Below are 26,299 nucleotides of genomic sequence, written 5' to 3' on the forward strand. Positions count from 1 at the left end.
TAGATACGTTCTTTCAAACCGCCGCCTGTACGGCGGTTTTTTATTTCCCCAGGATCTGGCTGACAGCTTTGGAGTATATATCTGCTTTCTTCGCCAGCCGTTTCACCTGCGGATGGTCGCTCTTGTATGAGCGCTGCAGGCGGTTGAGTTCCGTATCGATCTCGGCCTTGCGAAGTATCAGCCTGCCGGTCGATTCGGTCAGTTTTGCAATATCGCTCGGCTTGATAACAAGCATTCGGTCGATATCACGATTGATCGCGGCAAGCTCGAACCGCGCGTCGATCACTTTCGGATTGTCTTCGGTATAATCATCCGCGTACGAGACGATATCGGCTTCCAGTTCCGTCTTGCGCAGCAGAACGACACTGTATGCCGCAGATGACCGCACCGGCCCGACATCATTTGCCGCCGATTGCGCGTTCGCACTCACGATCATGCCGCCGAGAAGCAGCAATGCCGGTAAAAACCATCTAGTGACGCCAAAAGATCTCATACTTCTGCACCCGCCGTCCGTGAAACGCCGGTTTCGATGATCGAAGGCAATGCAGCATCGCACGAATCAAGGACAAGGTCGGCGTCCGCTTCGACAGCACCGTCGCCGAACACATCACCGCGTTCAAGCGTCCGAAAATAGTTATCGATGTTGTCCAGTATCTCGTCGGCTGAGTGCGAATGATAGAGCGTCTGCCGAAACTGAGCACCGCCGACAAGCCCTTTTGTGAATTGTCCGGCAAGCTGCTTCATCTTGCCGAGGCTGACCATCTCCGGCATTTCCTCCAGACACATTCCGAAGAACTCGAGCAGCACGGCCTTTTTTTCTTCGACATCGGGCTGAGACGGTATTCTGCCATCGAGAACGTCGGCAAATTGCCGAAATATCCATGGATTTTGCATCGCACCGCGCCCGATCAGTATGCCGTCAACGCCAGTCTCGCGCCACTTTTTCAGCCCGTATTCTATGGTTGTAACATCTCCGTTTCCCGAAACAGGCACACTTACGGCCTCCTTGACCTGACGAATGATGTCCCAATTCGCAAGGCCTTTGTAGCCTTGCTCGCGCGTTCGCCCATGCACCTGAATATGCTCGACGCCGCACTGCTCCGCCATTTTTGCGACCTCAATGACATTGATCGACGCATCGCTGTAGCCCGTACGCACCTTTAGCGTCAGCGGTATCGAAATCGAACGCTTTATTTCGTTCAGGATCGATCCCAGCAGTTTCGGCTCACGCAAAAGTCCCGAACCGCCGCCGTTCTTTACGACCTTCGGAGCGGGACAGCCGCAATTCACATCAACGATGTCGGCTCCTATCTCTTCTGCCATCTCGGCACCGAGAGCCATCCTTTCAGGCCGGCCGCCGAAGATCTGCACTGCGAACGGACGTTCATCCTCGTCAAAGCGCATCTGACGCTTCGACTTAGGATTATTGCGTGTCAGGCCCTCGACCGAGATGAATTCTGAGACAACAAGGCCGACGCCGCCGCGGCGTTTTATCAGCCGGCGAAAGACGCGGTCCGTCACGCCCGCCATCGGTGAAAGGATGAGCGGCGGGTCGATCTTGATGTCTCGGATGAAGAACGGTTGCACAATACCAATTGATCGAAGCTACTACTTTCCGCCCTGTGTCAGCTCGATGCCGGTCGCCTCGAATGAAACTTCGGTGATGCTGCCGTCGGCATTCCGGCTTCCGAGTTTGGCTCCGTCCTCGGCTTCCATGTGGTCGGCCTTCGCTTTTGTGATGGTCTTTACCTGAACAGTTCCCTCGGCACGGGCATTCGCTCCGGCCGACTTGAGCGGAATGAAGAATGAATGATCCTTCATATTCACACGAATGCTCTTTGAATCCTTGGTCTGCGCCACCTCTGCCCAACAGCCTTCATTCTTGCACGAACGCACAACAACGCCCTCGATGCGGATGGTCTTGCCCGCATATTTCGACGGGTCGGCAAGCACCTTGTTGAGGCTGACCTTCTTCGAATTGCCGATCGCGGCACCCCGCTTCAGATAACTGCCGGCGGGGATCGCCGCGTTCATATCCGCTTCGGTAGGCTTAGCCTTTTCCGCCATATTTTCCTGGGCGAACGACACCATTGCGAACGCCGTCAAAATTCCGCATATCAAAATAAGTTTTTTCATAATTTTACTTTTTTGCCTCGTAAACCACTCTACCGTCAACCACGGTCATGAGCACCTTTGCCTCGCCGATCTTTGCGGGGTTGATGGTAAATATATCATCTGAAAGGACGATCAGGTCGGCGAGCTTTCCTTCCGAAAGCGTGCCCTTCACATCCTCTTGAAACTCGGCATAGGCCGAACCGAGAGTATAACACCGAACGGCATCATCCACCGTGATCTTTTGCTCGGGGAACCAGCCGTTCGGGTTCTTTCCGTCGGTCGTCCGCCGCGTTACCGCGGCCTGAATACCGAACAGCGGGTTGAGCGGCGCAACCGACCAATCGGTGCCGAATGCAAGGTGTGCACCGGAATCGAGCAGCGAACGGAAAGCATATGCTCCCTTGAGCCGTTCACTGCCGAGCCGATCGACAGCCCAACGTCCGTCATCGGTCAGATGCACCGGCTGCATCGATGCGACGACCCCGAGTTTTGCAAAACGCGGTATATCCTGCGGCCGCAGATGCTGCGAATGTTCAATACGGAAGCGGCGGTCGCGCGGCCCGTCCTCACGAATAACGCTCTCATAAATGTCGAGTATCGTTGCGTTGGAACGGTCGCCGATCGCGTGGATCATCACCTGAAGGCCGTGCTTGTCCGCATCTGCGACCGCGGCCTTCATTGTGGTCAGCACTTCGGCACGCGGAATGCCGCTTGTTGACGGGTCATCGTTATACGGCTCAAAGAACCATGCGGTTCGCGAGCCTAAACTGCCGTCAGCAAAGCCTTTGAGCGAACCGACACGCAGCATAGGGCTGCCGAATGCCGACTGAAGGCCGACATCCTCAAGGCCCTGCCGATCAAAGAGTGCGTTGCCCGCATAAATGCGTGTCTTGAGTCTGCCGGCACGGATCAATTCTTGATAAATACTCACAGCCTTGCCTGCCGACATATCCTGTACGCTGGTTACGCCGAGGCTTGCGGCATGATCCGTTGCGGCAATAGCAGCTGCCGTCAACTGTGCGGTCGAGGACGGCGGAATGATACGGTCAACAATGCCCATTGCCGTATCTTTCAAAACACCCGTCGGCTCGCCGTTCGCATCCCGCACGATCAGGCCGCCGTCAACATCCTTTGTTTCTTTTGTCACACCGGCGAGCTTCAGCGCAAGGCTGTTCGCAACTCCCATGTGTCCGTCAAGCCTCTCGACAAAGACAGGATTGTTCGGCGCGGCGGCATCTATCAACTGCCGGGTCGGCAGATCGTTGGGAGTCCAATTCTCGTGGTCCCAATTACCCCCGAGGATCCATTCGCCGGGCTTGAGTTTTGCGGAGTACTCTTTTATTCTCGCCGCGAACTCCTCGCGCGACCTTGCATCACGAAGGTCAATCAGCCCGAGTTGCATACCGCCGGAAATGAAGTGCAAATGAGCATCATTAAAGCCCGGAATGACGGTCTTGCCGCCTGCGTCAATGACGCGGGTTGCCGGGCCGATCAGCGGCTTCGTGTCAGCATCACTGCCTACACGGACGATCTTGCCGCCAAGGACCGCAAGCGAACGGGCAAGCGGCCGCGCCGTGTCCATCGTGTGAATATTCGCATTTACTACGACAATATCGGCCTTTAGCGGCCGGGCGCTGAGCCATACCGCAAGCAGCATCACTATCGCCGGAAGCAAGGCCAACTTTTTCATAAGACAAGCGTTTGAAACCATTGTATCCTTTAGAGTGAGAGAGCATTATACCAATGAAGCCGGCCTATCTCCACATTCTTTCGCTTTCAATTGTCATCCTCGGGCTGGCGTTCGTCATCTTTCTGTATTGGTCGCAGCCGAAGACGATCGCCGAGGTGGGAACGAAAGGAAGCGTTGTCCTCGGCACATACAATATCGATCGGGCCGAATTTGAACGCGGCTTGGAGGCGTTCAGGCGGGATGACTTTCTGAACGCTCGTGCGGCCTTTGACCGCGCCGACCCTGAACATCAGAACGCTGAGGCACAGTTCTATGTCGCATACAGCTTTTACAGACAAGGATGGGGCCGTTTGTCGAGCGATAATGCTTTGTTCGGACAGGGCTTGAAGGCTGTCGATCGCGTAATGGCTATCGACCCGAATTTCCGTTCAAGCGACACATCGCTCGGCTTGCGTACACCGCTTGAATTGAAAAGTGAGCTTGAAGACGGCCTTAAGATAACGCTTTCTGACCTTGACCCGCGGAGGCTCGTATGCGAACGCAAATGAACACCGAACTTGCTGAACAAGAGACGGCGATCGGCATCGCCGAAGGCCCCGGCAAACGGACAAATTATCTTGTCTATTTTGGCTTGCCCGCGGTCTTCCTCGCAGTAACGCTCCTCGGCGGCCTGCGCTTCGGTATTCAGGACAATGCCTTCATCTTTCTTGTGCCGCCGCTGATCTGCCTCGTTCTCGGCGCGGCTGCGATGGTGCTTTTCGTACGTTCGGGACTCATTTCGTCAAACGGTTGGTTGTCGCAAGAGAATGCGTTGCTCGTCAATGCGGCTCGCGGGGGTGTTCTATTAACGCTTTTTACCGCCTCGACCCAAGTCTTCAATTCGCTGCTGCCGGAGCAAGGGCTGCCGTTTTGGGTGATCGGATTCTGCTTCGTCTGGACGCTTTGGAACAACCTGTTCTCCGAGTTCGATGCGTCAAAACTCGTAAAAAGCCTCGCGGCATTATTCGCCATTGCATTCGCGGCGAAATACCTGATCCTTGCGAACTTAGTATCGCCGTCCGAAGGCGGCTGGTTCCAACGGCTTCTCGAAAATCCGGGCAAGGAAACAATAACGTGGCTGCTCGACCTGCCGAAGTTCTCACGAGCAACAGGCTACGCACAGTTTTTCACTATTGTCCTGTATCTTGCGGGATTGTACCTGACACCGAACCGAGTTGACGAACACTGAGGATGATCACTGCGGGCGATCAAGGCTCACCACGACCTTGGCTCCGTCGCGGCGGATCTGCATACTGCCGCCATTAAATGTGCCGTCGAAAGTTGCTTTCTCCTCGACCGGCTTCTGATCTATCATTTCGATGACATCACCGGCCTTAATGCCGAGCCGCTCGGCCGCCGAAGCAGGCTTCACGCCTGTGATGTGCCAGCCGCCATGCCCAAAGCCGCCCTCAATACCGAACTGCTCGATCACTTCCTTCATTGAGATCGCCTGTGCTTTACCAAGATCGGACGGCTGCGGCGGCGGTGCTGCGTTGGGATCAAGCCCTTTCGGGAATAACTGGACGCCCGGCTTTAGCGCGCTGTCTATCGTCTCGTTCGATGCCGGTGTTCGTTCAGTATGCCGTACCGGAGTGCTCGAACGGCGCCGAACCGGAACAGTGAACTGTGTTAGCGGCTCCGATATCGGAGTTTCTCTCGCCTCGGCAGTTTCTGCACTCGGAGCATCGATGCTCTGTGGCTCATCCGCAACGCTGTTGGTCGCCGGAATTTCCACGACCGTGTCAACCGGCCTGACAGCGACAGCCGTCTGATCTTGCTTGAACACGAATAGGCCGATCGCTATGCCTACAACTGCGAGCGGCAGCAATGCCGCAAATGCCGGCTTCCACAGCACGCCGCCTTTTCGCGCCGGCATGCCCTTTGCGATGCCGGCACGCACGCGCGTCTCGAAATCAGGCGGTGCATCGGCCCGCGGAAGTGATGCCAGAGCGGCGCTGACCGCTTCTTCCTCTTCAGTTCGTGATCTCGATTGCATCGATCAATCCAAAAAGCCTTCCAATTTCGCCCTCAGGAGGCCGCGGCCCCGACTTATCCTCGATTTTGTCGTACCAAGGCCTAACTCCATGATCTCAGCGACCTCTTCATACGAGCGCCCTTCGATATCACGAAGCACGATCGGCAGGCGGTATTTCTCCGGCAGGCTCGCGATCGCCTTTACAATTGCCGCGTTCCTCTCATTTTCAACGGTTTCAGCTTCGGGCGAACGCCGCACGTCCGGCGGATCGTATTCAACGTCACTGTTATCATCGCTTTGCAAGTAGCCCGTCAGCGAAATGAGCCGCCGCCGCTTTCGCCTCCTTATCTCGCTTATCGCCAGATTGCTCGCAATGCGGTAGATGTACGTCGAGAACGCATACTTCGTGTGGTAGCGCTCAAGTGCAAAATAAACGCGTACGAATGTTTCCTGTGCCAGATCGACGGCCTCATCATAATCATTCAGGAAGCGGTACAAAAAGTTCGTGATAGGCGAGCGGTATCGTGCGATGATCTCGCCGAACGCCTGTTCGTCGCCGCCTCTTGCCGCCTCGACAATCTCGTGATCGGATCGGCGTGCATCAGGCACAGAGGCCGCCATTGCCTCCGTTCGCGCGATCTCCGCGTCAGTACCCTTGGCACATTCATAGCTGTTTACAACAGAAGTCATCCGAAAACAAAAAGCTTCTGCCTTGCTACATCACGCACATCTGCACGAAATGTTGCATTAAAGGCCATTCAAAAACGCAGAAGCCCCGAACTGCTTGTCCGAGGCCCGGCAAAAAAGAGATCGCTCCGCGGTCACTGCCCGCGAAAAAGGTCGTCGTCGATCTTAGGGCCGAATGTGATGGTCCCGACCTCGGACTCTTCGACGGTCTTGTCATTTGCCGTAAGGACGGTGCGGTACGGCACGAGCGTGCCCTGTGCGTAGCGGTAATCGTAGAACTTGCGTTGGTACTTAACGCCGCCGTCCTCATAGGTCAGCATCATCACGCGATAGGTCTTGACGCTGATATAATACCGCGTCACGCGGCCCTTAGTGTCAGTAACGTCAACCACATAGAACTCGACGCCAAGGTGCTTGTCTTTGCCGACAAGATCGAGCTTTGAGCCATCCTCCTTGAAGCGAAGCAACCCGTCAAGCCCGCGGAAGATCTGGTCTTCAAAGGTCCGCACGGCATCTTGCCTCGGAGCAAAGGTCGCATTGTTGAATACACCAAAGGTCTTTTCGCCATCCCATACGAGCGAATAACGTGCGTTCGGAAATTCCTGTTGAACCCGCACCTTATCTTTCGAGAGGGCATCGCCGCGGATGATGTAACGGGTATAAGCCGCAGTATCCAGCGTGCCGGCCGCATCCGCCACTGTGGTTTTTCCGTGCTCGAGTGTAGTCTTGCGGATCCTGTCGAGCAAAGCACGCCCGCCGCCGAAACCATAGACAATAATGCAAGATTCCGCGACCTGCTCGGCGGTTATCTGCCCCGCGTTATCCTTGCCGTTATTCTTTATCGGACTCGGCGTCGGTGCCGGTTCGGTCTTATCCCGTGCAGCCTCGTCCGTTTGAGCGTTGGCGAACGCAACAAAAAGTACGATCAAAAGAATAAGGCTTGAAAAACGAATTAACACGCAGCAGATCTCTCCTTATTTGACGATGAATGACACCGAAGTGCGGATTGTATCACGCCTTTGCGGGCTTCCGCATTGTAGGCTTGATGATTTTTGCGGCAAAAAGGATGTATCTCGACAACATCGCACTGCGGGCAATACCGGAACATTTCGTTTACAATTGCTCTGCAAATGAAGCGAACCGGACCGAGCGTTGCCCTGTACGAGCCTGAAATTCCGCCGAATACGGGAAATATCGCACGCCTGTGTGCGGCGACGGAAACGCCGCTGCATATTGTCGGCGTTACAGGGTTTAGGATGGACGACAGGATGCTGAAACGCTCCGGCCTCGATTACTGGAGCGAAGTGCGTCTGGAGCGGCATCTCGACATGGAGGCTCTAAAGACGGCATTGCCGTCGGCACGCTTTATCTATTTGACGACCAAGTCGCATAAACCCTATTTCGATCTTTCATTCAGCGAGGACGACTGCCTTGTATTCGGCCCCGAGACGCGCGGCCTGCCTGCCGAAATACTCGCTTCGGCGCCTGAAATGTGCGTTACGATACCGATGAGCAACAAAAATGTCCGCAGCCTCAATCTCGCAACAAGCGTCGGCATTGTCCTCTATGAAGCCCTTCGCCAGCTTGGCACCGGTCTCTAAAAAAGCGTTTCTGCTGTCGGCTATTTCATGAGTATCGCCACATTATCAGACAGCCTTTTGCCGGCGAAAAACGTCTAACAATTGTCATGGAAATTATGGCAAACCTTAAGGAGGTTTAGAGAGATGAACAGACTGACATCATATTTAACAGCACTCATACTTGCCGTCGGTTTGGCCGCCGTCGGAGTAAGCGCGCAGAACTTCGCCCCGGAGGGCACTGTCGTCAAAACACCGAATCAGCATCAGATCGCAAAGCGGATCAGATACTTGTCGCATTACAGCGTTTTTGACGTGATCAACTTCAAGGTTGACGGCTCGACGGTCGTACTGACGGGCAAAGTAGCCTCACTCGGCACAAAAAGTGCGGCATCTACCGCGATCAAAGGCCTTCCCGGTGTAACAAAGGTCGTGAACAATATCGAGCAGCTGCCTGCATCGCCTTTCGACGATCGGATCAGGCGCGAAGCGATCCGCACATTCATAAACCGCGGGCCGGCACAGTACTTCAGTGAGATCGATCCGGCGGTACGCATTATCGTCGAGAACGGTAATGTAACGCTGGTCGGCACCGTTGCCCGCAAATCGGACAGCGATCTGCTCAACGTGCTTGCGAACGGCCTTACGGGTGTCTTCAGCGTAACGAACAACATCGTCGTTGAGGCCAAGGCCCGCTAACGCCTTTCGCATATAACAACTGAAGCGCTCAACCAAAAAGCCGGCGTCCCCACCGCCGGCCTTTTTATATACCCGCGATCGGGATCTACATCACGCAGCTCATCCGTGACGAAGGCGGGGTGCCGTAGCCCAGTCCGCCGTTGCGTTGGGTTGAGATGGCTTCTTCGCCGAAGGCCATGAAGTCCTTTCGGCTGGTGACGTTACCGCTGCCGTCGGTCGTTACTCTCGTGCTTCCGAGGTGATCGAGCGTGACGTAGGTTGTGCCGGAGCTTGTTTCGGTCGAGATCAGGCGCGAGCCTGCGTAAACGTAACTTGTCGTCGCGACGGTCGGTAAGCCGTTCCTTTCCATCGGCGGAGTCGTCGTCCATTCCTCCACCAACGTCCCGCCCGCATCATTCACCACCATCTTCTGCTTCCAGCGGTGCAGAACGTTCTCATTTACACCCGTCTCCCGTGAGATGGCCGCGATCGACTGTCCCGCCATGTATTTCCGTATGACCTCTCGCTTGAACTCCAGATCGTATTGTTTTCTCATCCCCTCATTCTAAGACATTTTCTTGTCCGGTTTCATTAGACCCTTCCAGAGTTCCACTTAGTTCCACTATTCAACGCCCAAAACCACGGTTTTGTGACCCAAACCGAACAAACACCTAGCTTTTGGGGCGAGGGAGTGTCTTCTGCGGTAATTCGAGCATATTCTTGCATGCCGCAGCTGTTTCGGCCGGGTCATCCTTCGAAAAGGCCCGTATCCAATTGCGCAATGCGAACAGGGTTTGCCGTATCTCTTCATCGGGAACATTTTCCTTTCGCTGTCGCTCAATAATGTCGCTCTCCAAAGCGATACACTCAGGGATATTAAGCGGAGGGCTTTCCGCGAAGAATTCTTCACGGTTCTTAGGCCATCCTTCAACACGTTGGTTCGTGTTTCGTGTCTGATTTGAATCAAGCGGCGTTATTGTCGCGGTAGGTGATTCGGCATTCGATAGCCTGCCGTTATCAGCATTACCAACCTGACTGGATTCGCAACCAATCATTGAAATCGCGCCGAGCAAAACAAACGACGAACCTAATTTTTGCCAGATTCTCCTTAAGCTCATTTTGCGATCACCACCTTTGTTATTTCAACTCTTACTTTCTTCGACCAGTCGCTAGGGGCATCGTCAGCTTTGTAACCAAACTTACGGCTATATTTTGGTTTTAACGCGCTTGTGTCGGACATACCGAAATCTTGGCCGGACGCGTTTATGGGCGAGTAGGTTTTCTCTGAAATTGGATTTCCTTCCTTATCCAGAAAATAGATTGTGATTTCAACTTTGTCCAGAGTTTTATCGCCGTTATTCTTTAACTCGCCCCAAACGCCAGGCTCGTTTAGAATGTTCTGCCCAACCTTCACGTTACTTATGGCAACATTGCTGATATAAGCCGTTTCTTCTGGACTTGTGGATGACGTTTCCGAGGTGGTGCTTAATGAGGAACCGCTTTGATTCGAAGGTGGTTGCATTTTGCTTGCGTTCGACTTAGAAGCCGCGTTCGGTGTCGAAGGCGCGGTGATAAAACTATACGCAGTTAAAACTATCCAACCGAGAGCAATTACTCCCAACACACCAAACAAAATCGAATCGCTAATTTGGGGAGCCCCGCTGAGTCCCCCGAATGATAGTATTTCGTCCGTCGATTCTGGTTCCGCTTCTGCTTCTGTCGATTTCAACAAACCAGCCGCAATCAAGAGAACTGCCCCGACAATCAATATCGCCCAGCCCCATTGAATTTGAACCGAATTGAGCATCGTTTCGCCTAACCCAGCGAAAGGATTGTTCGCCAGACCTTCCTTCATCTGCGATTGTATTTGAGACATTCGATACTGAAAACTAATGAATGTAAAAGCGAGAATTGCCAGAGAACCTCCACCCGTGAACAATAGGAATCGGTATCGTTTGGTCAGGGTTAAGAAAACCGAAAAAACAGCAAGTGCCAAAATGAGCACGCCGTCACCTTTGCCATTTTGAAAGTAATTCATTCCACCAACGATTGGCAGACTAATGATTGGTGTGAAAACACCAATGAATAGAATCAGAGACCCGACGAGTCCCAAAATTTGTCGCAATGCCATACCTTTCTCCTGTTTATTGTGAAATCATCTCATTCCTTTCGCTATCCGAAACTTTGAACTAAAATGTTTACTTGATAATTCGAGCTTGTTCTTCTGATGATATTTCAACACGAACATCATAAATGATGTTCGTCCAAAAGCCATCAATAATTTGGCTTTTGGCGACTTCCCAAACCGACAACATATTAGACCGAATTCTGTCTAGTCTCAAGACGATACAACGAACCGACCCGCCATTAGGAGGTAAACCTAATGGCTAAGTTACCGCGTCCGAGACCGCTTTGGCTTGCCGAAAAGCTCAAAGCAATCCGAATTGACCTGAATTTGTCGCAAAGAGAAATGCTTGGCAGGTTAGGAATGAATGACGCCTACAATCGGAGTATCATTTCGGGCTATGAATTGGGCACAAAAGAGCCTCCGTTGCCTGTGCTTTTGAAATACGCCCGCGTTGCGGGTGTTTCTACTGTCCAGCCCCCGTATTTTACCCCAGATGGAAAGCTAGTGATTTAACGCTTTCGAGTTTAGAGAAAGGTGAACCGGAGGCGAGGCTTTCCCTGAACTGTCGCTGATCTTTCTTTCCCTGATTTTGCATTCGCCACTCTGTTCGGTCATATTCGCGGTGGAACTCTTCCGGCGTTTGATAGCCGAGTGACGAGTGCGGGCGCGTCGTGTTGTAGAACGTCCGCCAGCCTTCGATCACGACCCGGGCCTCCCACAGAGACGAAAACCATCTCCGGCTCAACAGTTCATCGCGCAGCTTGCCGTTAAAGCTCTCGCATTTTGCGTTGTGCCGAGCGCGATCTGGACAGGCTGCAAACGCGGATTGAACTGCGTCGATTCCCAAGTGTTATTTCCGAGTTTCATTGAAGTCACATGAGTTTTAATCTATCTTAGTTATAATCTTTTTTACCCGTCCATCAACATCGAAACGAACACTAACATATTTATCTGATTCACTTGGAGCAAGCGGAACTTCCCTTGACAAAAAATAGTCCCACGCCCAACCTTCTGTTTTACCTCCATAAAAGCCGATCCTTGTTGTTTGATCTGGTTGACCCATGATGGCGAGAACCTCGTCACCGTCCATGTTTTCTTGCAAGGACGCATATCTGCTAAGAATGTGTAGCTTTCTTGATTCATTTGCAGTATAAGGAAATGTTGTTTCTTCAGTAAATTGTTCCAATAGGACAGGGTCTTTTGAAACTCGCGGTTGTTGCACCCGAGGGCAACCTGGCAAGTTGCAACAAGCCAGAATGACAATCAACAATAGTGCATTACTTGTATGGATCATAATATTTTTCAAACCAAGCGAATGCTTATTATCCCCAATACTGTATTTTTAAATTACCAATCGGGGACGCCTCCAGAATAATTACTTTTCCATGTTACTCCTCGGTTAAAGACTCTCGGTTTAGCAACTCCTTCATTAATTGCTTGAACGGTCCCAGGAATCGTTGAATTTCTTCGCTGGTTATTTTTAATATCTACACCAGATGCGGTCAGTACTTCGGCGACGATGTCTGCACAATCCCTGCCTAAACTCCATTTTCCGGGATTAGCCTTCAGTTTCTCATAATATTCTTTTGCCGCTTTCCAATCTATGTTATCGATAGATATTACTTCAGGCTTTTCATCCCCTTCCTTGCCTTCTTCTTTCAAGGAGCCACCGTCGTCAACGGGTATCTTGGTAATAATTTCCCATGGCGTTCCAGCAAGCCTTCTAGGGTAAAAAGATATGTAAAGTGACTGATTTCCGAAAATAAGCTTCACCGATAAGTGCCCAGGTCCAAGAGTACTAGATGGCCAATAATTTACTATTGCTCGAGCAGGTGCAGGACCTAGGTCGCTAAGTCCGTTCTTGAAACCATGAATGTGGCCATCTTCACCTATAAAAGTTTCATTAGTCTTTGGCTTATACAGAGCGTATCCATTCTTAATGTAGTTTTTATATTCTTTTGACGAATCATCAAGGTAAATAAATCGAGTCACTGATCCATTTAGATCTTTGTAAATGTACACTGGCTTAAGGCCGTTGGGATCGACAAACTTAAGTGGGTTATTCAGCACATATGAATACCTATTCAAAGATTGCGGATTGGCAATTTTGGCGCTTGCGAGTAACGGATCAGGACTTGAAAAGCGTCCCTGATTCGAATTGCTATAACGAGCCTGAGCGAAGTCTAGGTCAGTTTCTGCGTCTCTTTCGTAGCCGGTGAACTGCTTGCGGACGGTGTCGGAGGTGTAGCCGACGGCCGTTGTGCGGCCGCCCGTGCCGTCGATCTCTTCGCCGAAGGGGAGATAGTCGTGTCTGGCGACGACATTGCCGCTTGAGTCTGTGTTGATTCTCGGTGAGCCTAGATGGTCGGCGGTAAGATATGTAGTTCCGGCAGATGTCTCCGTCGAAAGTAATCGAGAACCGGCATAAACGTAGGTCGTCTGCAATGTGCCAGTTGTAGAATCGCGTTCTTCGATCAGTTTATCAAAAGCGTCGTAAACAAAGATCGTGTTATCGCCAGTTGAAGCCGTTTTCTTAACTCTTTTCCCGTCACCGGCATAGACGTAGTTTCCCAGAGTGCTTCCGTTCGCGGCGGTGAGCATTTTATTTTCGGCATCATAGGTGTAGGAGTTTCCACTTGGATCGGCGGTCGTATTTCCCGAAGCATCGAACGTATATCCGTTGCTTGTGATGCGGTTGTTACTTGCGTTGAATGTCAGGCTTGTCGCTCCCGTTCCGCTCGTTATGTTTCTATTCCCGTAACGGTCGTAGCCGAACACCTGTGTCCACGTTTGCGTCGAGTTGTAGGTCTCGGTGGCCGATGCAATGCGATTCAACGGATCATATGTGTAAGTCTGCTCGAACGGATGCGCAAGGCCGGGAACTGTGATCTTCTGACTCAGGACATTGCCGTTATTCGCAGTTGTGCCGTAGCCGTATTCGAGTTTCAACAGGTCGGTTCCGTTTTGTGTCGTACCGAGTCCGATCTGTGTTGGTTGTAAGCGATTGTTGAAAACAGTACTTTCCCAACGCCCATTGCCCAACTGCATCGAAGTAACTGCTCCCGCAGCATTGTAGGTGAAACTGCCTGCACGGGTTTGATAGCTTCCACCCGAAGGCTTCGTCTCGACAAGCGACAGGTTGCCGTCGGCATCAAGAGTGTTCCTTACCTTTCTGCCGCTCGGATACGTTTCCTCGATCAACGCTCCAGAAAGATCGTACGTGTAAGCCGTATTATACGCCGTCCCGCCTGTTGTCTGTTTATGCCCAGTCACACGTCCTAAGATGTCAAAGCTCGTGTATTCGGTTGTCGAAACGCTTGATGAAACCTTTGTCAGTTTTCCCTTCGCATTCGTTACGTTGTCGTAGTAATAATCGACATCGGGCGTGGAATCAGAGTAATCACGCAGTGTAACACGGTTAAGTCCGTCGTAGGTGTAGCTTGTGGTGACGCTCCTCGCATCGGTCTTGCTCGTTAAGTTGCTATTTTCGTCGTAATCGTAATTTATCGTCCCCGATTCGGGATTTGCTGCCGAAAGCAATCTGGAAAGGCTGTCATAGACAAACGTCCTCGTCTGTGCGCCTTGAGTTACCGTCAAAAGGTTGTTCAGCGTGTCGTAATTATAATTCGTCGGCTGGTTCGGGTTATCGATGTCGCCAAGCTGATTGTTTGCGTTGGGTTCGTCAACTCTTGTGAGATGCCCCAGTGCGTTCGTGATGCTTCGTCTCAGCTTGCCCGCCTGATCCGCGACGGTTACGGTCGTTCCTATATCACTGCCCGAGGTTGCGATTCCGTAATTTGTCTCCACAACCGCACCGTCCGGCGTCGTTACCTTCCAGGGTCGTCCCGCGTCGTCAAAGCTGTTTGTCGTCCAATAGATATCATTGGTTCCATTCGCCGTATAACAATCCTGCGTCAAGAGATTTCTGAAAGGGTTCGAAACCTTTTCCACGCGACCAACATTGTCATAACAGGTCAGCACGTACTCATCGCCCGCGACAGTATCTACAGACTGTGTTTTATAAGTTCGTCCGAGTCCGTCGTACCAGTTATAGCTTTCCTTCCAATGCGGAGTCGAATCTATCTGTACCCGCGACCTGACATATCGCGTCGCCTCGTTCACTCCGGCGCCGTATTCCGTGATCGTCTCCTGCCCGTTCGGTGCCGTTACCTTTGTCGGCCTGAGCAGAGGATCGTTGTATTCGAGCGTTGTAACCTGTCCGTTTACGTCAGTCGCTGTCAGAGGCAGCCCAGCATCGTAATCGTAAGTCATCTCAGTAGTGAACGAGATCATCGACCCTTTCTTGCCCAAAGGGTCAGGTATCTGCGTCACAGTACCTGTCGGATACGCATAAGCATACGTCTGCGAATAATCCGTCTGCGACAAATGTCCTCGCCCGTCCCACGATTTTCGTTGGTTGCCGAAGTTGTCGTATTGTGCGTGAGTCGCAACAAAGAGGCTGTTGGTAATATCGTAATAGCTCTTTGTCGTCGTGACATTCCCGCGATAGTTCGTGCCCGGATCAACCCATTGACTGTCGGTTCCCGCACTGATGATCGGATAAGTTCCGACCTCGTCATAGAATATCTCCGTTTTAGCTTTTACATTGCCGCTGCCGTCCTTGACCTTCGAGACGGTGACTAGGCCGTTGATATTCTGGTCGGTGTAGTAGCTCTTAATGCCGGAGTAATTCGGGTCGTCGATCAGGTATGTCAGTTCCGAAACGCGGATCGTGGTCGTTGGCGTTGCCGACGGGATCGAAGGCATCGTGCTGCTGCCGCCCGGCGTGAGCGAACTGCCGTTGGCCGCCGGGACGAATGCGTAACTCGTCGTTTTGTTTTCAAGCACAGGCGTCTCTTTGTAGCCGAGATCACCGTTATATTCATGCAGGGTCGTCGCAGAAATGCCGTTTCCCGATGAGTCGTAAACGATCGTTTCCTCGTAATCCACTCGCGGATGCCATTCGGCCCCGTCGCTTCCTATGCCGGTCTTTGTCCAGTGCGTCAACTTTTGCGACACAACGTGGTTGTCGCTCGTAAACGCCAACTGTCTGTAAGGCATTCCCGCAAGCACGGTGTCAAAGCCGTAGCCCGTGCCTTCGAGAGACTGGTGATACCATGTCTCGAACTTTGTCCCGTCCGGATTGGTTATCTGCCTTGAACCGTTCGACGGGAATGTGTATGTCTATTCGTACGGCGTCGAGTCTGTGCTCGATTCGTAAACCTTTCTGTCAACTACCCCGCGGTTGGCCTTGTCATACGGGCCTTCCAGATATGCGTTCGCCGGAACGGTGTCGTAAGTGAAGGTCTCCTCGCCGCCCGTCGGATAAACTACCTTGTCGATCTCGCCCCATACGTTATAGGAAAACTTGTAGCTTCCACCAGTCGGCAGCTCTATCTCGGTCAAAACTATCGGATTGAATAGACCCGCTATCGGCGTGATGCGCGAGCTATAGTCGCCTTCGAACAAATAAGTTCCCGCCGAGCGTGTCTGCCACTGGCCGCCCGAAAGGTAGTAGTTTGAGTAGTATCGCAGCGAATTGTTAAAATCCGTCAATGCGCTGTCACCCGAAGTCGAACCCTTCAACTGTTTCCAATGAAGCGTGTATGCGATCGGATCCTGCCCGACAAGCCCGGGGATCTCGTAGGTCTGTGTTCCGGCCGATGTCGGTGCAGACTGCCCGACCGGCAGCGGAATGTCCCGGCCGAGCGTATCCGTCCAGTAGCCGTTCGCATAGGTGCCCGAATGAAACTCATTGTAATTTCCGTTTCGGTCGGTAAATCGCGTTGCCTGGTGCGTGGTGCCGTCAAAATCATAATACGAGCCGTCAGGCATCTTCGCCCGGAAGATACTGTTGCCCGTGTCCTGCACGTAAATGATATTGGAGCTGTCAATCGCGTAGAACGTCCCTTCGAAGCTCGCCGCGCTCTGGATCGTGTCCGTCGCCCTTAGTTCGTGAGTCTCACCGCTCGGCATATGGAGAAGGACCCGTTTCACACACCTCGGATTGAATTGAGTACCGCCGCCCCTCGGATTGCACGCAATATCGACGTCATCCCGATAAACATTGCCTTCAATGTCGTAAGGTTTGTCCATTTATTCGATATATGGCACGCCAACGCTGGTCGTCCAGCCGGATGCAGATTTGTCTGCGAACGAGGCATAATTCAGCGAATAACATAATCCAGTTAGAGGCGTGACCGCGGAACTCACATAATCCACGTGCCACTGCTTCGACGAATAACTAAGCGATATGGGTACGTTGATGCCGCGTCCCGGATAATTTCCGAGCGGCAAGCTGAACTCCATCGCATTCGTCGCCGCGTTGACCCTGCCCGACCCTTTGAGCGTCTGGTCGGCCTTGCCTTCGGTGTACTGAGCGGCTTGGCTGTATGCAGACGTCGAAACGCCGAGAGATACACAAAAGAATACTAGAATTCTAAAGTTGCGTGAGAACAAGGCCGATTGGAACATTGGGAAACACCTCTTTTTGCAACATCTATTACACACGATAGATACTTGTCAACTCGTCGAACAAGAAATCCGCCGTTTCCTCGTAATTATGCGTTTATCATAATCGCACACTTTCGTGCCTTTTTGGTGAATGATCTTTGATCGAGCTTTTGCAATGCGGTCATTTTTCTGCGCGGTTTTTGCGTTTCGGCGGTTGATTCGTCATTATTATCGTTTTCCTGCGAGTACGCGGGGCGGCTATAGGAGAGCCGATCTGTGATGACCAAAGCTGAAAACATCCGCAACATCGCGATCATCGCACACGTTGACCACGGCAAGACCACGCTTGTCGATGCGATGCTGGCACAGGCCGGCACCTTTCGCGAGAATGAAGAGGTCCGCGAGCGCGTGATGGACTCGATGGACATCGAACGTGAGCGCGGCATCACGATCATGGCAAAGAATACGTCCGTGCGGTATGGCGACCATAAGATCAATATCGTCGATACGCCGGGACACGCCGACTTCGGCGGCGAGGTCGAGCGCGTGCTTAAGATGGTTGACGGCATAGTGCTGCTTGTCGATTCAGCCGAGGGCTGCCTGCCGCAGACGCGATTCGTCCTGCGAAAGGCACTTGAGCTAAAGCTGCCGGCGATCGCGCTGGTTAATAAAATTGACCGTCAGGACGCACGCCCCGATGAGGTCGTCAACGAGATCTATGACCTCTTTATAGACCTCGGCGCCGACGATGAGCAGATCGAGTTCCCGATACTTTATTCGATCTCGCGTGACGGCATCGCAAAAAAAGAGCTTGCGGACGAAAGCAAAGACCTAAAACCGCTGTTCGAGCAGATACTCGAGACCGTGCCGCCGCCGCAGCCTCTGCGTGATGATTCGCTGCAGCTGCTCGTCGCAAACATCGATTACAACCCGTTCGTCGGCCGCCTCGCGATCGGCCGCATCTTCTCGGGCGAAATAGCGAAGAACCAAGAGGTCGCCGTCTCAAAACGCGACGGCTTGCTCGTAAAAACACGCGTCAAAGAGCTGTTCGTTTTCGAAGGGCTCGAACGCGTTACGGTCGAGAGTGCCGGCGTCGGCGAGATCGTCGCCCTTGCCGGCTTTGACGACGTCGAGATCGGCGAAACCATCACCTCGCAGGACACACCGCGGCCGCTGCCCGTCATCGCTGTCGATGAACCTACGATCTCGATGATCTTTGGCGTGAACACTTCACCGTTCGCGGGCATCGACGGAAAATACGTTACTTCGAGGCAGATAAAGGAGCGGCTCGACCGCGAACTCCTCGGCAATGTCGCGCTTCGCGTCGCCGCAACCGATGCCGCCGAGCAGTTCAAGGTGTCCGGCCGCGGCGAACTCCAGCTCGCCATCCTTATCGAAATGATGCGTCGCGAAGGCTATGAGCTTCAGGTCTCAAAGCCCGAGGTCATCACAAAGAAGGACGAGGCTACGGGCGAAACGCTCGAACCGATCGAGCAGGTCGTCGTTGACGTGCCGGACGAATTCATCGGCGTAGTTACCGAAGCAATGGGCCGACGCAAGGGCCAGATGACCAAGATGATAAATAACGGTTCGGGCCGCGTGAGGCTCGAATTTGAAACGCCTTCACGCGGGCTGATCGGCTTTCGCGGCGAATTCCTGACCGAGACAAAAGGTACCGGCCTGCTCAATACGCTGTTCTTACGCTTCGACCGGTGGCAGGGCGAAATGCGTTCGCGCCAGACGGGCAGCCTCGTCGCCGATCGCCTCGGCGAGACAAACACCTATGCCCTCTATAACTTACAGGAACGCGGCACGCTCTTCGTCAAACCGCAGGTCAAGGTTTATGAAGGAATGATAATCGGCGAGAATGCCCGCAGCGTTGATCTCGACGTCAACGCCATCAAGGAAAAGAAGCTCTCAAATATGCGCACAACCAGCGCAGACGAAGCCATGCGCCTCGTCCCCGTCCGCGAAATGTCGCTGGAGCGCGCCCTCGAATTCATCGCCGACGACGAACTCATCGAAGTCACGCCCAAAGCCATACGGCTGCGCAAACGCGTCCTCAAATCAAGCGAACGCCCGAAGAGGTGATCTACGCTGCGGCGAGGAAGTCGCGGATCACAACGGCGTTATTATGTTCTTCGTCGTGGGCGCCGTAAACCAGCGTTACTTTGCCGCTTTCAGCCAGCTGCGTAAGTTCGGCGACCAATTCCTTGTTCTTATTCAACTCGCTGCGAAAACGTTTTTGGAATTCGCCCCATTTTTCGGGATCGTGGCCGAACCACTTTCTAAGCTCGGTGCTCGGCCCAAGCTCTTTTAGCCACACATCCACCTTTGCGGCATCTTTGGTAAGGCCCCGCGGCCACAATCTGTCAACCAACACACGTTTGCCGTCATTCTTATCCGCCGGCAGATATACACGCTTGATCTGAACTTTCATCTCAACCTCCGTGTCATTCGTGATATGGCAGATCGGCCGCAAGGCTCAGCCTCTACTGTGATATCCCGAAGACATCAAAATCATCACGCCGGATCTCGTCGGGTGTCGGTACCTTATCACTCAGGAAAAGCCCTTCAAGATACGCAAGCTCCTTATCGCGATTCATACTCGCAACCGCCGTTACAAGGCCATCCTTTACGAAAAACGCGAGGAACTCTTGAGTCTCGGGCTTGCCCTTGAAGATGATCTCATCCCAACCGGCGGCACGCCCGAGATAATTCAGCGTCGAATCGAACTCCGTCGTCCAGAAGAAAGGCACCGCATGATACTTCGCCGCCTTTCCGGCCATATTGCGGGCCGCGACCCTTCCTTGCTGAAGCGCGGTCCGCCAATGCTCGATACGCATTGTTTGACCCGTGCGCTGATCCCTAAAATGCACAATGTCACCGGCAGCGTACACATCTTCAGCTATACGCATATTCTCATCAACAAAAACTCCGTGATCGGGGTGCAATTCGACACCCGAAAGAAAACTCGTCTCCGGAACAACGCCGATCCCTGTGATCACAACGTCTGCCTCAACCTTTTCGCCGGATGCGAGGATAACGGAGCTTACATTCGGATCACCCTCGAAACCCGCGACACCATTGCCAAGGCGGAACTTCACGCCGTTATCTTCGTGGATCTTTTGAAAGACCGCACCGATCTCGAGGCCGAGCGTCCGCTCGAACGGTACCTTGTCCGGCGCGATAACCGTTACGTCCAATCCGCGCTTCTTCAGCGCCGCCGCCGCTTCCATTGCAATGAAGCTCGCACCGATAACAGCCGCTTTCTTTGCACCGTCGATCGAGGCGATGATGTCATCGGCACTGCCAAAACTGCGGAGCGTGTGGATATGCCCAAGGTCGGCACCCGGCAGTTTGAGTTTTCGCGGAGCACCGCCTGTGGCGACCAATAGCCGGTCGAACGCCATATCACTACCGTCGTCAAAACTAACCTTTTTGCCTGCAATATCGACGCCTGTAACGGTTTTCCCTACAATTCTGTCAATATCGTGCTCGGCAAAGAACTCCTCGGAACGCAGCAGCATCCATTCCGGCTCAGCCTGCCCGAAGAGGTAATCCTTGCTCAGATTCGGGCGATCGTACGGCAAGCGGTCTTCGCGCGTTATCATTACGATCTTGCCCGCAAAACCTTCTTCACGAAGAGTTTGTGCCGCCATGTATCCGGCACCTCCGCCGCCGATAATGACAAACTTCCGAGTGTCCGCCGGATCTTCTTTTATCATATCCGGCGTTCGGCGATCGCCTTCGACACCGTCAAGATCAATGTGAATGACGCCGTTCTCGATCCTCAGAGGGTATTGCGGCAGCGAATCGATCGCGGGCGGCTCGATCATATTGCCGTTGCGTGCATTAAAGCATGCGTGGTGCCATGGGCAGATTATCTTGTCACCGATCAATGCTCCGTCCGCCAGCGGAGCACCGTAATGCGTGCAATACGCGCCCAACGCAAAGCACTCATCACCGACCCTTGCCAACAGGACCGGCGTTTCGCCGACCTGGATCTCTTTCAATTCACCGGCATTTATCTCTGACAGACTAAGCCGCGCAGCGTTCTGGTCGCTCATAAGTTCTCTCCGGAAGTTCAATATAGTGTCCCATGCGATCACGCTTTGTACGCAGATACCCCGCAAATGTCTTGTAAAACTCGATGGGCAGCGGCACCCTTTCGGTCACCTCAAGGCCGTAGTCACGCAAGGCCTTGAACTTTTCAGGGTTATTCGACATCAGCCTTACACGATCGACGCCAAGCTGAGCGAGTATCTCGGCACACTGCTCGTAATGCCGCAGATCGGTCGGCAGACCCAACATATGGTTAGCCTCGATCGTATCGGCTCCCGCATCCTGCAGAGCATACGCACGGATCTTGTTCATTATACCAATGCCGCGGCCCTCTTGCTGATGATAGACAATGATGCCGTGCTTTTCCTTTGCGATCTTGAGCATCGCGGCGTGAAGCTGCTGGCCGCAATCGCACTTAGCCGAACCGAATACGTCGCCTGTCATACACTGCGAATGCATCCTCACCAAGGTCGGCCGCCCGCGGAAATGCGTGCCCATCGCCAACACAACGAATTCCTCATCCGATGTAAGCGAGCGGAAACCCATAAGCCTGAAATGCCCGTATTCGGTCGGAAGCTTTGCTTCGGCGACCTTTTCGACCGTCTTTGCCTTTACGCCGCTGCGTACCGGCCTCAAATTCGTCTTGTTAGTTCTCTTTCTCATGACTCCCCCTTTGCATTGCCGCGCCTTTTCTCATTTCGGGCACTTTTGACCGGAACATACCGTTGATGGTGCAGCGACTGTACATATCATTGTGATCGTGCTCATTATCCTTATGCTCTGAACGTTTTATTGACCGCTCAATTTCCCGCGACATTTTCAACTTATACCATTCATTCTAATAAGTCAAGAAATCTTTATGTTTATTGGATTTATTTTTTGTTTTGTGCTAAGATGCTTATCGGGGTGAGGTATGGGCAAGACGAAATTCGACAAACGCTTCTTCGAAAGTACGAGAGGGCAGATCGTTCTGCTTCTTCATGGGACAACGAAAACGGTCAATGAACTCGCAACTACACTTGACCTCTCGGACAACGCGATCCGCGCACATTTGCTCACTTTGGAACGCGACGGCCTCGTCGAGCAAGGCGGCCAGGTAAAGGGATTTCGCAAGCCCCACTTTGTTTACAAGCTCACTTCCGACGCGCGCGGTCTTTTTCCGAGTTCGTACGATGTGCTCTTCAACCGGCTTATCGATGTCCTGAAAACTAAGCTGCACACAAACACAGTTAAGGAGACGCTGAAAGATGTCGGCCGCACGCTCGGCGAAGAGCAAGCTATTGACGGTGATCTGGACGAGCGCATCGAAAAAACCATTGAGGTACTGCACGAACTTGGCGGCGCCGCAAAGGTAGTTCATCGCAACGGACGAACCGTCATCGCAAGCGAGAGTTGCCCATTTGCTGAATCAGTGGTTGAGCATTGTGAGGTTTGCCAAATTGCGGAATCAATGCTGACAGAAATGCTCGGCCGCCCTGTACATGAGAAATGCGACCGCACACACTTCCCCAAATGCTGCTTTGAGATCGAAACGACCTAGCTGACAATAGCTGCATTAGCCGCGCGATACAATAATCCTGTCTTCATTTTGTTCAAAAATCTCATATAATCATAACGACCCGTTTGGTACGATCGTTATGAAAGCTAAAATTGTATTGCTCAATGCGGCTCTTGCCGCTGTCACGGTGGTTTCGACGCACTTCATCACAATTTCCAGTGCGCAGCAGGGCACGGCGCCCGCCAAGCCTGCCGCCAATGTTGATTATCAGCTCGGCGGAACGCTTTATATGCAGAAAGCGGCGGAGTATCGCGCCCTTGCGTATCAGGCGTACAACATCGCGCATTGGCGGCTTGATGCGGACATGGATAAGAAGAACGTCAAGAAACTGCCGAAAGCCGAGCGAAAGAAACCTCGGGCGATAATGGTCGATATTGATGAGACGGTCTTGGACAACTCGCCCGCGCAGGCATTCAATATCGTCAATCATCTGCCGTTCGACCTGAACCAGTGGTATCGCTGGGGCGAAATGCGAAAAGCAAAACCGATCCCCGGAGCTGTCGAGTTCCTGAACTATGCGACGTCAAAAGGCGTCAAGGTCTTCTACGTATCGAACCGCGACCGCGAGCCGCAGCTCCGGGCAACGATCGACAACCTGAAGAGCGCCGGGTTTCATGACATCTCGACAGAGAATGTGATGCTGCGTGAAAAAGGCCCGGACGGCAAGCTCATTTCTGCAAAGGATCCGCGCCGCGACATCATTCGTAAAAAGTATCGCATCGTTTTCTTCATAGGCGACAATCTTGATGATCACTCAAGCGTTTTCGAGCACAGATCGATAGCTGAGCGTTTTGCGGAAGTTGATAAGGCAAAAGGCCTTTTCGGCAAACGCTACATAATGCTGCCGAACGCTATGTACGGCACTTGGGAAAACGCCATCTACGGATACAACGGAAAGCTTACGGAAGCCGAGAAGGAACAGATGCGGCTTAATGCTCTGGAACTGCCGTAGGGCAAGGAGCCCAATATAGGCTTGTGAGAACAAAACTCATTGCGAATGAACGGTATCCGGCCACTCGGCGATCGCTGCGTGCAACGCTGCTCGCAGCGGTATTATTGCTGTATTCTGCGATCACGGCCGCGCCGCAGGCACTTACGGTTCGTGAAATAATGGCCGAGCCGTCGATCGCAGGGATGAGGGCTGAAGGCGAAAAGCTCTCGCCGGACGGCACAAAGGCCATCTTTCTTTGGAACGCCCAAGGCCGACTGCCGCTTGACCTCTATCTGGTGCCGGCGGATGGCGGCGAAGCTCAGGTCATTTTGCGGCTTTCGGATATGCCGCCGGCCGCGCCTCGGCCTGTAAAGGAGAACAAACTCGATTATGGTTTGACCGTACGGGACGACTTTGTAAAGGAACGCGAACGTGCGTTAGGAAGCTTCGAGTGGTCGCCGGATTCAAAGAAACTCGTTTTCTCCGCGGGCGGCGACCTTTATGTACTTACCCTTGGCGAGAGGACGCCAAAACGCTACACGAACACTCAAACTGCCGAGGTTGCTCCGCGTTTTATCGATAACGATCGGATACTTTATCTGCAATCGGGAAATCTGTTCATCCTGAACACTGCGGATGCGGTAACGACGCAGATCTCACGCGAGGCCGACGCCGCAAAGTTCGTTTCGGTCGGCAATGCTTCAGTAAGTAAGGACGGCAAACTGGTTGCTTACGTTGTTTCAGATACGTCGAAATACCGATCGCTGATCGTGCCCGGTTATTTAGGTGAATTTGTCGAGGCGTCGCAGACACGCCGCGGTTGGGCAGAGCAGAAACTCTTTGTAACGGCAACTGACGGCAGCCGCACAACACCTTCCGAGGTCAAACTGCCAAAGGCTGAAGGCGTCGGCAATTTTCGCGGAATAAAGTGGGCTGCCGACAACCGCGAGCTGATCGTTGACCGCGTAGATCTGGATCTGAAACGCCGCGTCATCTTTTATGTGAGCAGTGCGGGAAGCACGGACGAGCAGGCCGTCACCGTAACAGAGGAAACCGATCCGAAGTGGCAGGCTCCGCTCTCGGCAATATTTGAACCTGATCCGAGTGACGCGAGACGCCTATTCTTTTGCTCAGAAAAGGACGGTTTTAACCACATATACTTGGCAACGATCATTAAAGGGCAGGACGCCGGCGGTGTTGCTCTAAAGGACAGCATTTCGATCGAGCAGCTTACACGAGGGCCTTGGCAGGTCGAGTGGGCAAAATGGGATCCGAGAGCGTCTCAGATCTATTTTCTTTCCACAAGAAAAGGCACGTCCACACGCAGCATCGCAGCGGTTACGCCGGACGGCAAGATCACTGACGATCCGCTTACCGAACGCTTGGCTGCTACGATCGATACGCCGCAAATATCGTCGGAGGACAAGAATAATCGTGCGCTCTATGGCGTATCGCGTTGGAATGAGCCGACGGAATTGTACTCGCGGCCTCTCTGTTTTGGCGCGGCTGCTTGTGATAAGACGGAGACGCCGCCTGTCCGACTAACACACACCGCACCCGAAAAATTTGCCGAGCGATGGAACTCAGTTCCAAAATTTGTGAATATTCCGACGCGTGACGGAAAGGAGATCGCCTCAAAGGTCTATCTTCCCGCCGGACATGACGCTAAGCGAAAGTATCCGATGGTCATCTTTGTCCACGGAGCGGGCTACCTTCAGAATACGATCAACGGCTGGAACAACTACTACCGTGAATTCATGTTCAACGAAATGCTAACGCAGAAAGGCTATGTCGTGTTGGACATCGATTATCGCGGCTCCGCGGGCTACGGACGCGATTGGCGAACCGATGTCTTTGATTTCCTTGGCGGCATGGATCTCGACGATCATATTGACGCCATTGATTTTATGGTAAAGAATTACGGCGTTGAACGATCACGGATCGGCGTTTACGGCGGCAGTTACGGCGGGTTCATGGCAGAGATGCTTGCGATGCGTGCCCCGGAAAGGACCGCTGCCGCAGCCGCACTTCGTCCGGTCGCCGATTGGAAGAATTACTATGCTTCATCGCCCGGCTATACGGTGCAGCGGCTCGGCTTTCCCGAAAAGAATCCGGAAGCTTATAAGCGCTCGTCGCCGATCAGCTACGCGGATAAGCTCGAGCGGCCGCTGCTGATATTGCACGGGATGTCGGACAGCAACGTCCACGTGCAGGACTCGATACAATTGATCGAAAAACTCATCCGGCTCGGCAAGACAAAGTATTTCGAGGCGATGCTCTATCCGTCGGAAGATCACGGATTTGTACGGCCCGAAAGCTGGACGGACGAGTATGAACGCATCCTGGCGTTCTTTGAAGAACACTTGAAACAACCGATGCTCACGCCTTGAGCTAACCTAAACT

The 26,299-nt window shown here is 52.9% G+C and carries 26 protein-coding genes and 1 pseudogene; 9 read left to right on the top strand and 18 right to left on the bottom strand.

Annotated elements, in window-relative coordinates; all coding sequences use genetic code 11:
* Window positions 1–40 precede the first annotated feature (40 nt).
* From HS105_09895 to HS105_09910, 4 genes are read right to left on the bottom strand one after another with little or no spacing between them, the layout of a single operon-like run.
* The gene (locus HS105_09895) at window positions 41–493 is read right to left on the bottom strand and encodes a hypothetical protein (GenBank protein MBE7516904.1); all 453 of its coding nucleotides are present in this window, start codon (window positions 491–493) and stop codon (window positions 41–43) included.
* Window positions 490–1,587: a tRNA dihydrouridine synthase DusB gene (gene dusB, locus HS105_09900; GenBank protein MBE7516905.1), complete on the bottom strand. Its 1,098-nt coding sequence runs from the start codon at window positions 1,585–1,587 to the stop codon at window positions 490–492. The genes HS105_09895 and dusB overlap by 4 nt, the downstream gene beginning before the upstream one ends.
* A gap of 21 nt (window positions 1,588–1,608) precedes the next feature.
* Window positions 1,609–2,136, bottom strand: coding sequence for a DUF4920 domain-containing protein (locus HS105_09905; GenBank protein MBE7516906.1), 528 nt, complete (start codon window positions 2,134–2,136; stop codon window positions 1,609–1,611).
* Between the two features lie 4 nt (window positions 2,137–2,140).
* Window positions 2,141–3,805, bottom strand: a complete 1,665-nt coding sequence (locus HS105_09910) for an amidohydrolase (protein MBE7516907.1) — start codon at window positions 3,803–3,805, stop codon at window positions 2,141–2,143.
* 53 nt (window positions 3,806–3,858) lie between these two features.
* Between HS105_09910 and HS105_09915 the strand changes: the two genes are divergently transcribed.
* Both HS105_09915 and HS105_09920 read left to right on the top strand, forming a co-directional pair.
* The gene (locus tag HS105_09915) at window positions 3,859–4,353 is read left to right on the top strand and encodes a hypothetical protein (GenBank protein MBE7516908.1); all 495 of its coding nucleotides are present in this window, start codon (window positions 3,859–3,861) and stop codon (window positions 4,351–4,353) included.
* Window positions 4,350–5,033 carry a hypothetical protein gene (locus HS105_09920; protein MBE7516909.1) on the top strand — a complete coding sequence of 228 codons (684 nt, stop codon included), beginning with the start codon at window positions 4,350–4,352 and terminating at the stop codon, window positions 5,031–5,033. The genes HS105_09915 and HS105_09920 overlap by 4 nt, the downstream gene beginning before the upstream one ends.
* 6 nt (window positions 5,034–5,039) lie before the next feature.
* Here HS105_09920 and HS105_09925 read toward each other — a convergent pair whose 3' ends face one another.
* From HS105_09925 to HS105_09935, 3 genes are all read right to left on the bottom strand, one after another.
* Window positions 5,040–5,840, bottom strand: a complete 801-nt coding sequence (locus HS105_09925; protein MBE7516910.1) for a hypothetical protein — start codon at window positions 5,838–5,840, stop codon at window positions 5,040–5,042.
* 3 nt (window positions 5,841–5,843) lie between these two features.
* Window positions 5,844–6,509, bottom strand: a complete 666-nt coding sequence (locus HS105_09930) for a sigma-70 family RNA polymerase sigma factor (protein ID MBE7516911.1) — start codon at window positions 6,507–6,509, stop codon at window positions 5,844–5,846.
* Window positions 6,510–6,640: 131 nt separating this feature from the next.
* Window positions 6,641–7,465, bottom strand: coding sequence for a hypothetical protein (locus HS105_09935; GenBank protein MBE7516912.1), 825 nt, complete (start codon window positions 7,463–7,465; stop codon window positions 6,641–6,643).
* 171 nt (window positions 7,466–7,636) lie between these two features.
* Between HS105_09935 and HS105_09940 the strand changes: the two genes are divergently transcribed.
* Both HS105_09940 and HS105_09945 read left to right on the top strand, forming a co-directional pair.
* A complete protein-coding gene (locus HS105_09940) occupies window positions 7,637–8,107 on the top strand; it encodes a tRNA (cytidine(34)-2'-O)-methyltransferase (GenBank protein MBE7516913.1) in 471 nt (156 codons plus the stop codon).
* Between the two features lie 123 nt (window positions 8,108–8,230).
* Window positions 8,231–8,782: a BON domain-containing protein gene (locus HS105_09945; protein MBE7516914.1), complete on the top strand. Its 552-nt coding sequence runs from the start codon at window positions 8,231–8,233 to the stop codon at window positions 8,780–8,782.
* An 85-nt stretch (window positions 8,783–8,867) separates the two neighbouring features.
* Here HS105_09945 and HS105_09950 read toward each other — a convergent pair whose 3' ends face one another.
* The 3 genes from HS105_09950 to HS105_09960 form a co-directional block, all read right to left on the bottom strand.
* Complete coding sequence (locus HS105_09950; protein ID MBE7516915.1) at window positions 8,868–9,317, bottom strand: transposase; 450 nt, start codon at window positions 9,315–9,317, stop codon at window positions 8,868–8,870.
* Window positions 9,318–9,432: 115 nt separating this feature from the next.
* The gene (locus HS105_09955; protein ID MBE7516916.1) at window positions 9,433–9,879 is read right to left on the bottom strand and encodes a hypothetical protein; all 447 of its coding nucleotides are present in this window, start codon (window positions 9,877–9,879) and stop codon (window positions 9,433–9,435) included.
* Window positions 9,876–10,892, bottom strand: coding sequence for a hypothetical protein (locus HS105_09960; GenBank protein ID MBE7516917.1), 1,017 nt, complete (start codon window positions 10,890–10,892; stop codon window positions 9,876–9,878). Before HS105_09960 ends, HS105_09955 begins: the two co-directional genes overlap by 4 nt.
* A gap of 252 nt (window positions 10,893–11,144) precedes the next feature.
* Between HS105_09960 and HS105_09965 the strand changes: the two genes are divergently transcribed.
* Window positions 11,145–11,402: a helix-turn-helix transcriptional regulator gene (locus HS105_09965; protein MBE7516918.1), complete on the top strand. Its 258-nt coding sequence runs from the start codon at window positions 11,145–11,147 to the stop codon at window positions 11,400–11,402.
* A 121-nt stretch (window positions 11,403–11,523) separates the two neighbouring features.
* Here the strand turns inward: HS105_09965 and HS105_09970 are convergent.
* The 5 genes and pseudogenes from HS105_09970 to HS105_09990 all read right to left on the bottom strand — a co-directional run bounded on the left by HS105_09970 (window position 11,524) and on the right by HS105_09990 (window position 17,363).
* Window positions 11,524–11,670, bottom strand: a pseudogene (locus tag HS105_09970) (transposase).
* 102 nt (window positions 11,671–11,772) lie between these two features.
* Window positions 11,773–12,183 carry a hypothetical protein gene (locus tag HS105_09975; GenBank protein ID MBE7516919.1) on the bottom strand — a complete coding sequence of 137 codons (411 nt, stop codon included), beginning with the start codon at window positions 12,181–12,183 and terminating at the stop codon, window positions 11,773–11,775.
* Window positions 12,184–12,236: 53 nt separating this feature from the next.
* Entirely contained in the window at window positions 12,237–15,950 is a 3,714-nt protein-coding gene (locus tag HS105_09980) for an RHS repeat protein (protein MBE7516920.1), read from the bottom strand.
* 123 nt (window positions 15,951–16,073) lie between these two features.
* A complete protein-coding gene (locus tag HS105_09985; GenBank protein ID MBE7516921.1) occupies window positions 16,074–16,985 on the bottom strand; it encodes a hypothetical protein in 912 nt (303 codons plus the stop codon).
* Window positions 16,986–17,363, bottom strand: a complete 378-nt coding sequence (locus tag HS105_09990; GenBank protein MBE7516922.1) for a hypothetical protein — start codon at window positions 17,361–17,363, stop codon at window positions 16,986–16,988.
* A gap of 258 nt (window positions 17,364–17,621) precedes the next feature.
* On the opposite strand from HS105_09990, the gene typA reads away from it, so the two are divergent.
* Window positions 17,622–19,433, top strand: coding sequence for a translational GTPase TypA (gene typA, locus HS105_09995; protein MBE7516923.1), 1,812 nt, complete (start codon window positions 17,622–17,624; stop codon window positions 19,431–19,433).
* Between the two features lies 1 nt (window position 19,434).
* Here typA and HS105_10000 read toward each other — a convergent pair whose 3' ends face one another.
* Genes HS105_10000 through ribA form a run of 3 tightly spaced genes read right to left on the bottom strand, consistent with a single transcriptional unit; the run spans window position 19,435 to window position 22,070 of the window.
* The gene (locus HS105_10000; protein ID MBE7516924.1) at window positions 19,435–19,782 is read right to left on the bottom strand and encodes a DUF488 domain-containing protein; all 348 of its coding nucleotides are present in this window, start codon (window positions 19,780–19,782) and stop codon (window positions 19,435–19,437) included.
* A gap of 52 nt (window positions 19,783–19,834) precedes the next feature.
* Window positions 19,835–21,412 (bottom strand): FAD-dependent oxidoreductase, encoded by a 1,578-nt coding sequence (locus HS105_10005; GenBank protein ID MBE7516925.1) that lies wholly within the window; start codon window positions 21,410–21,412, stop codon window positions 19,835–19,837.
* The gene (gene ribA, locus HS105_10010; protein MBE7516926.1) at window positions 21,384–22,070 is read right to left on the bottom strand and encodes a GTP cyclohydrolase II; all 687 of its coding nucleotides are present in this window, start codon (window positions 22,068–22,070) and stop codon (window positions 21,384–21,386) included. The genes HS105_10005 and ribA overlap by 29 nt, the downstream gene beginning before the upstream one ends.
* A 250-nt stretch (window positions 22,071–22,320) precedes the next feature.
* On the opposite strand from ribA, the gene HS105_10015 reads away from it, so the two are divergent.
* The 3 genes from HS105_10015 to HS105_10025 all read left to right on the top strand — a co-directional run bounded on the left by HS105_10015 (window position 22,321) and on the right by HS105_10025 (window position 26,286).
* A complete protein-coding gene (locus tag HS105_10015) occupies window positions 22,321–22,947 on the top strand; it encodes an ArsR family transcriptional regulator (protein MBE7516927.1) in 627 nt (208 codons plus the stop codon).
* A 97-nt stretch (window positions 22,948–23,044) separates the two neighbouring features.
* Window positions 23,045–23,917, top strand: a complete 873-nt coding sequence (locus HS105_10020; protein MBE7516928.1) for a 5'-nucleotidase, lipoprotein e(P4) family — start codon at window positions 23,045–23,047, stop codon at window positions 23,915–23,917.
* Window positions 23,918–23,940: 23 nt separating this feature from the next.
* Window positions 23,941–26,286 carry a S9 family peptidase gene (locus tag HS105_10025; GenBank protein ID MBE7516929.1) on the top strand — a complete coding sequence of 782 codons (2,346 nt, stop codon included), beginning with the start codon at window positions 23,941–23,943 and terminating at the stop codon, window positions 26,284–26,286.
* Window positions 26,287–26,299 lie beyond the last annotated feature (13 nt).

This window comes from Chloracidobacterium sp. (assembly GCA_015075585.1).
GTDB lineage: Bacteria > Acidobacteriota > Blastocatellia > Pyrinomonadales > Pyrinomonadaceae > OLB17.

What these genes read in the sequence shown, in the direction of transcription:
- HS105_09895 (MBE7516904.1), bottom strand. Translation starts at nt 493, where the DNA reads ATGAGATCTTTTGGCGTCACTAGATGGTTTTTACCGGCATTGCTGCTT.
- HS105_09905 (MBE7516906.1), bottom strand. Translation starts at nt 2,136, where the DNA reads ATGAAAAAACTTATTTTGATATGCGGAATTTTGACGGCGTTCGCAATG.
- HS105_09910 (MBE7516907.1), bottom strand. Translation starts at nt 3,805, where the DNA reads ATGAAAAAGTTGGCCTTGCTTCCGGCGATAGTGATGCTGCTTGCGGTA.
- HS105_09915 (MBE7516908.1), top strand. Translation starts at nt 3,859, where the DNA reads ATGAAGCCGGCCTATCTCCACATTCTTTCGCTTTCAATTGTCATCCTC.
- HS105_09920 (MBE7516909.1), top strand. Translation starts at nt 4,350, where the DNA reads ATGAACACCGAACTTGCTGAACAAGAGACGGCGATCGGCATCGCCGAA.
- HS105_09925 (MBE7516910.1), bottom strand. Translation starts at nt 5,840, where the DNA reads ATGCAATCGAGATCACGAACTGAAGAGGAAGAAGCGGTCAGCGCCGCT.
- HS105_09930 (MBE7516911.1), bottom strand. Translation starts at nt 6,509, where the DNA reads ATGACTTCTGTTGTAAACAGCTATGAATGTGCCAAGGGTACTGACGCG.
- HS105_09940 (MBE7516913.1), top strand. Translation starts at nt 7,637, where the DNA reads ATGAAGCGAACCGGACCGAGCGTTGCCCTGTACGAGCCTGAAATTCCG.
- HS105_09945 (MBE7516914.1), top strand. Translation starts at nt 8,231, where the DNA reads ATGAACAGACTGACATCATATTTAACAGCACTCATACTTGCCGTCGGT.
- HS105_09950 (MBE7516915.1), bottom strand. Translation starts at nt 9,317, where the DNA reads ATGAGAAAACAATACGATCTGGAGTTCAAGCGAGAGGTCATACGGAAA.
- HS105_09955 (MBE7516916.1), bottom strand. Translation starts at nt 9,879, where the DNA reads ATGAGCTTAAGGAGAATCTGGCAAAAATTAGGTTCGTCGTTTGTTTTG.
- HS105_09960 (MBE7516917.1), bottom strand. Translation starts at nt 10,892, where the DNA reads ATGGCATTGCGACAAATTTTGGGACTCGTCGGGTCTCTGATTCTATTC.
- HS105_09965 (MBE7516918.1), top strand. Translation starts at nt 11,145, where the DNA reads ATGGCTAAGTTACCGCGTCCGAGACCGCTTTGGCTTGCCGAAAAGCTC.
- HS105_09975 (MBE7516919.1), bottom strand. Translation starts at nt 12,183, where the DNA reads ATGATCCATACAAGTAATGCACTATTGTTGATTGTCATTCTGGCTTGT.
- HS105_09980 (MBE7516920.1), bottom strand. Translation starts at nt 15,950, where the DNA reads ATGCCTTACAGACAGTTGGCGTTTACGAGCGACAACCACGTTGTGTCG.
- HS105_09985 (MBE7516921.1), bottom strand. Translation starts at nt 16,985, where the DNA reads ATGGACAAACCTTACGACATTGAAGGCAATGTTTATCGGGATGACGTC.
- HS105_09990 (MBE7516922.1), bottom strand. Translation starts at nt 17,363, where the DNA reads ATGTTCCAATCGGCCTTGTTCTCACGCAACTTTAGAATTCTAGTATTC.
- typA (MBE7516923.1), top strand. Translation starts at nt 17,622, where the DNA reads ATGACCAAAGCTGAAAACATCCGCAACATCGCGATCATCGCACACGTT.
- HS105_10000 (MBE7516924.1), bottom strand. Translation starts at nt 19,782, where the DNA reads ATGAAAGTTCAGATCAAGCGTGTATATCTGCCGGCGGATAAGAATGAC.
- HS105_10005 (MBE7516925.1), bottom strand. Translation starts at nt 21,412, where the DNA reads ATGAGCGACCAGAACGCTGCGCGGCTTAGTCTGTCAGAGATAAATGCC.
- ribA (MBE7516926.1), bottom strand. Translation starts at nt 22,070, where the DNA reads ATGAGAAAGAGAACTAACAAGACGAATTTGAGGCCGGTACGCAGCGGC.
- HS105_10015 (MBE7516927.1), top strand. Translation starts at nt 22,321, where the DNA reads ATGGGCAAGACGAAATTCGACAAACGCTTCTTCGAAAGTACGAGAGGG.
- HS105_10020 (MBE7516928.1), top strand. Translation starts at nt 23,045, where the DNA reads ATGAAAGCTAAAATTGTATTGCTCAATGCGGCTCTTGCCGCTGTCACG.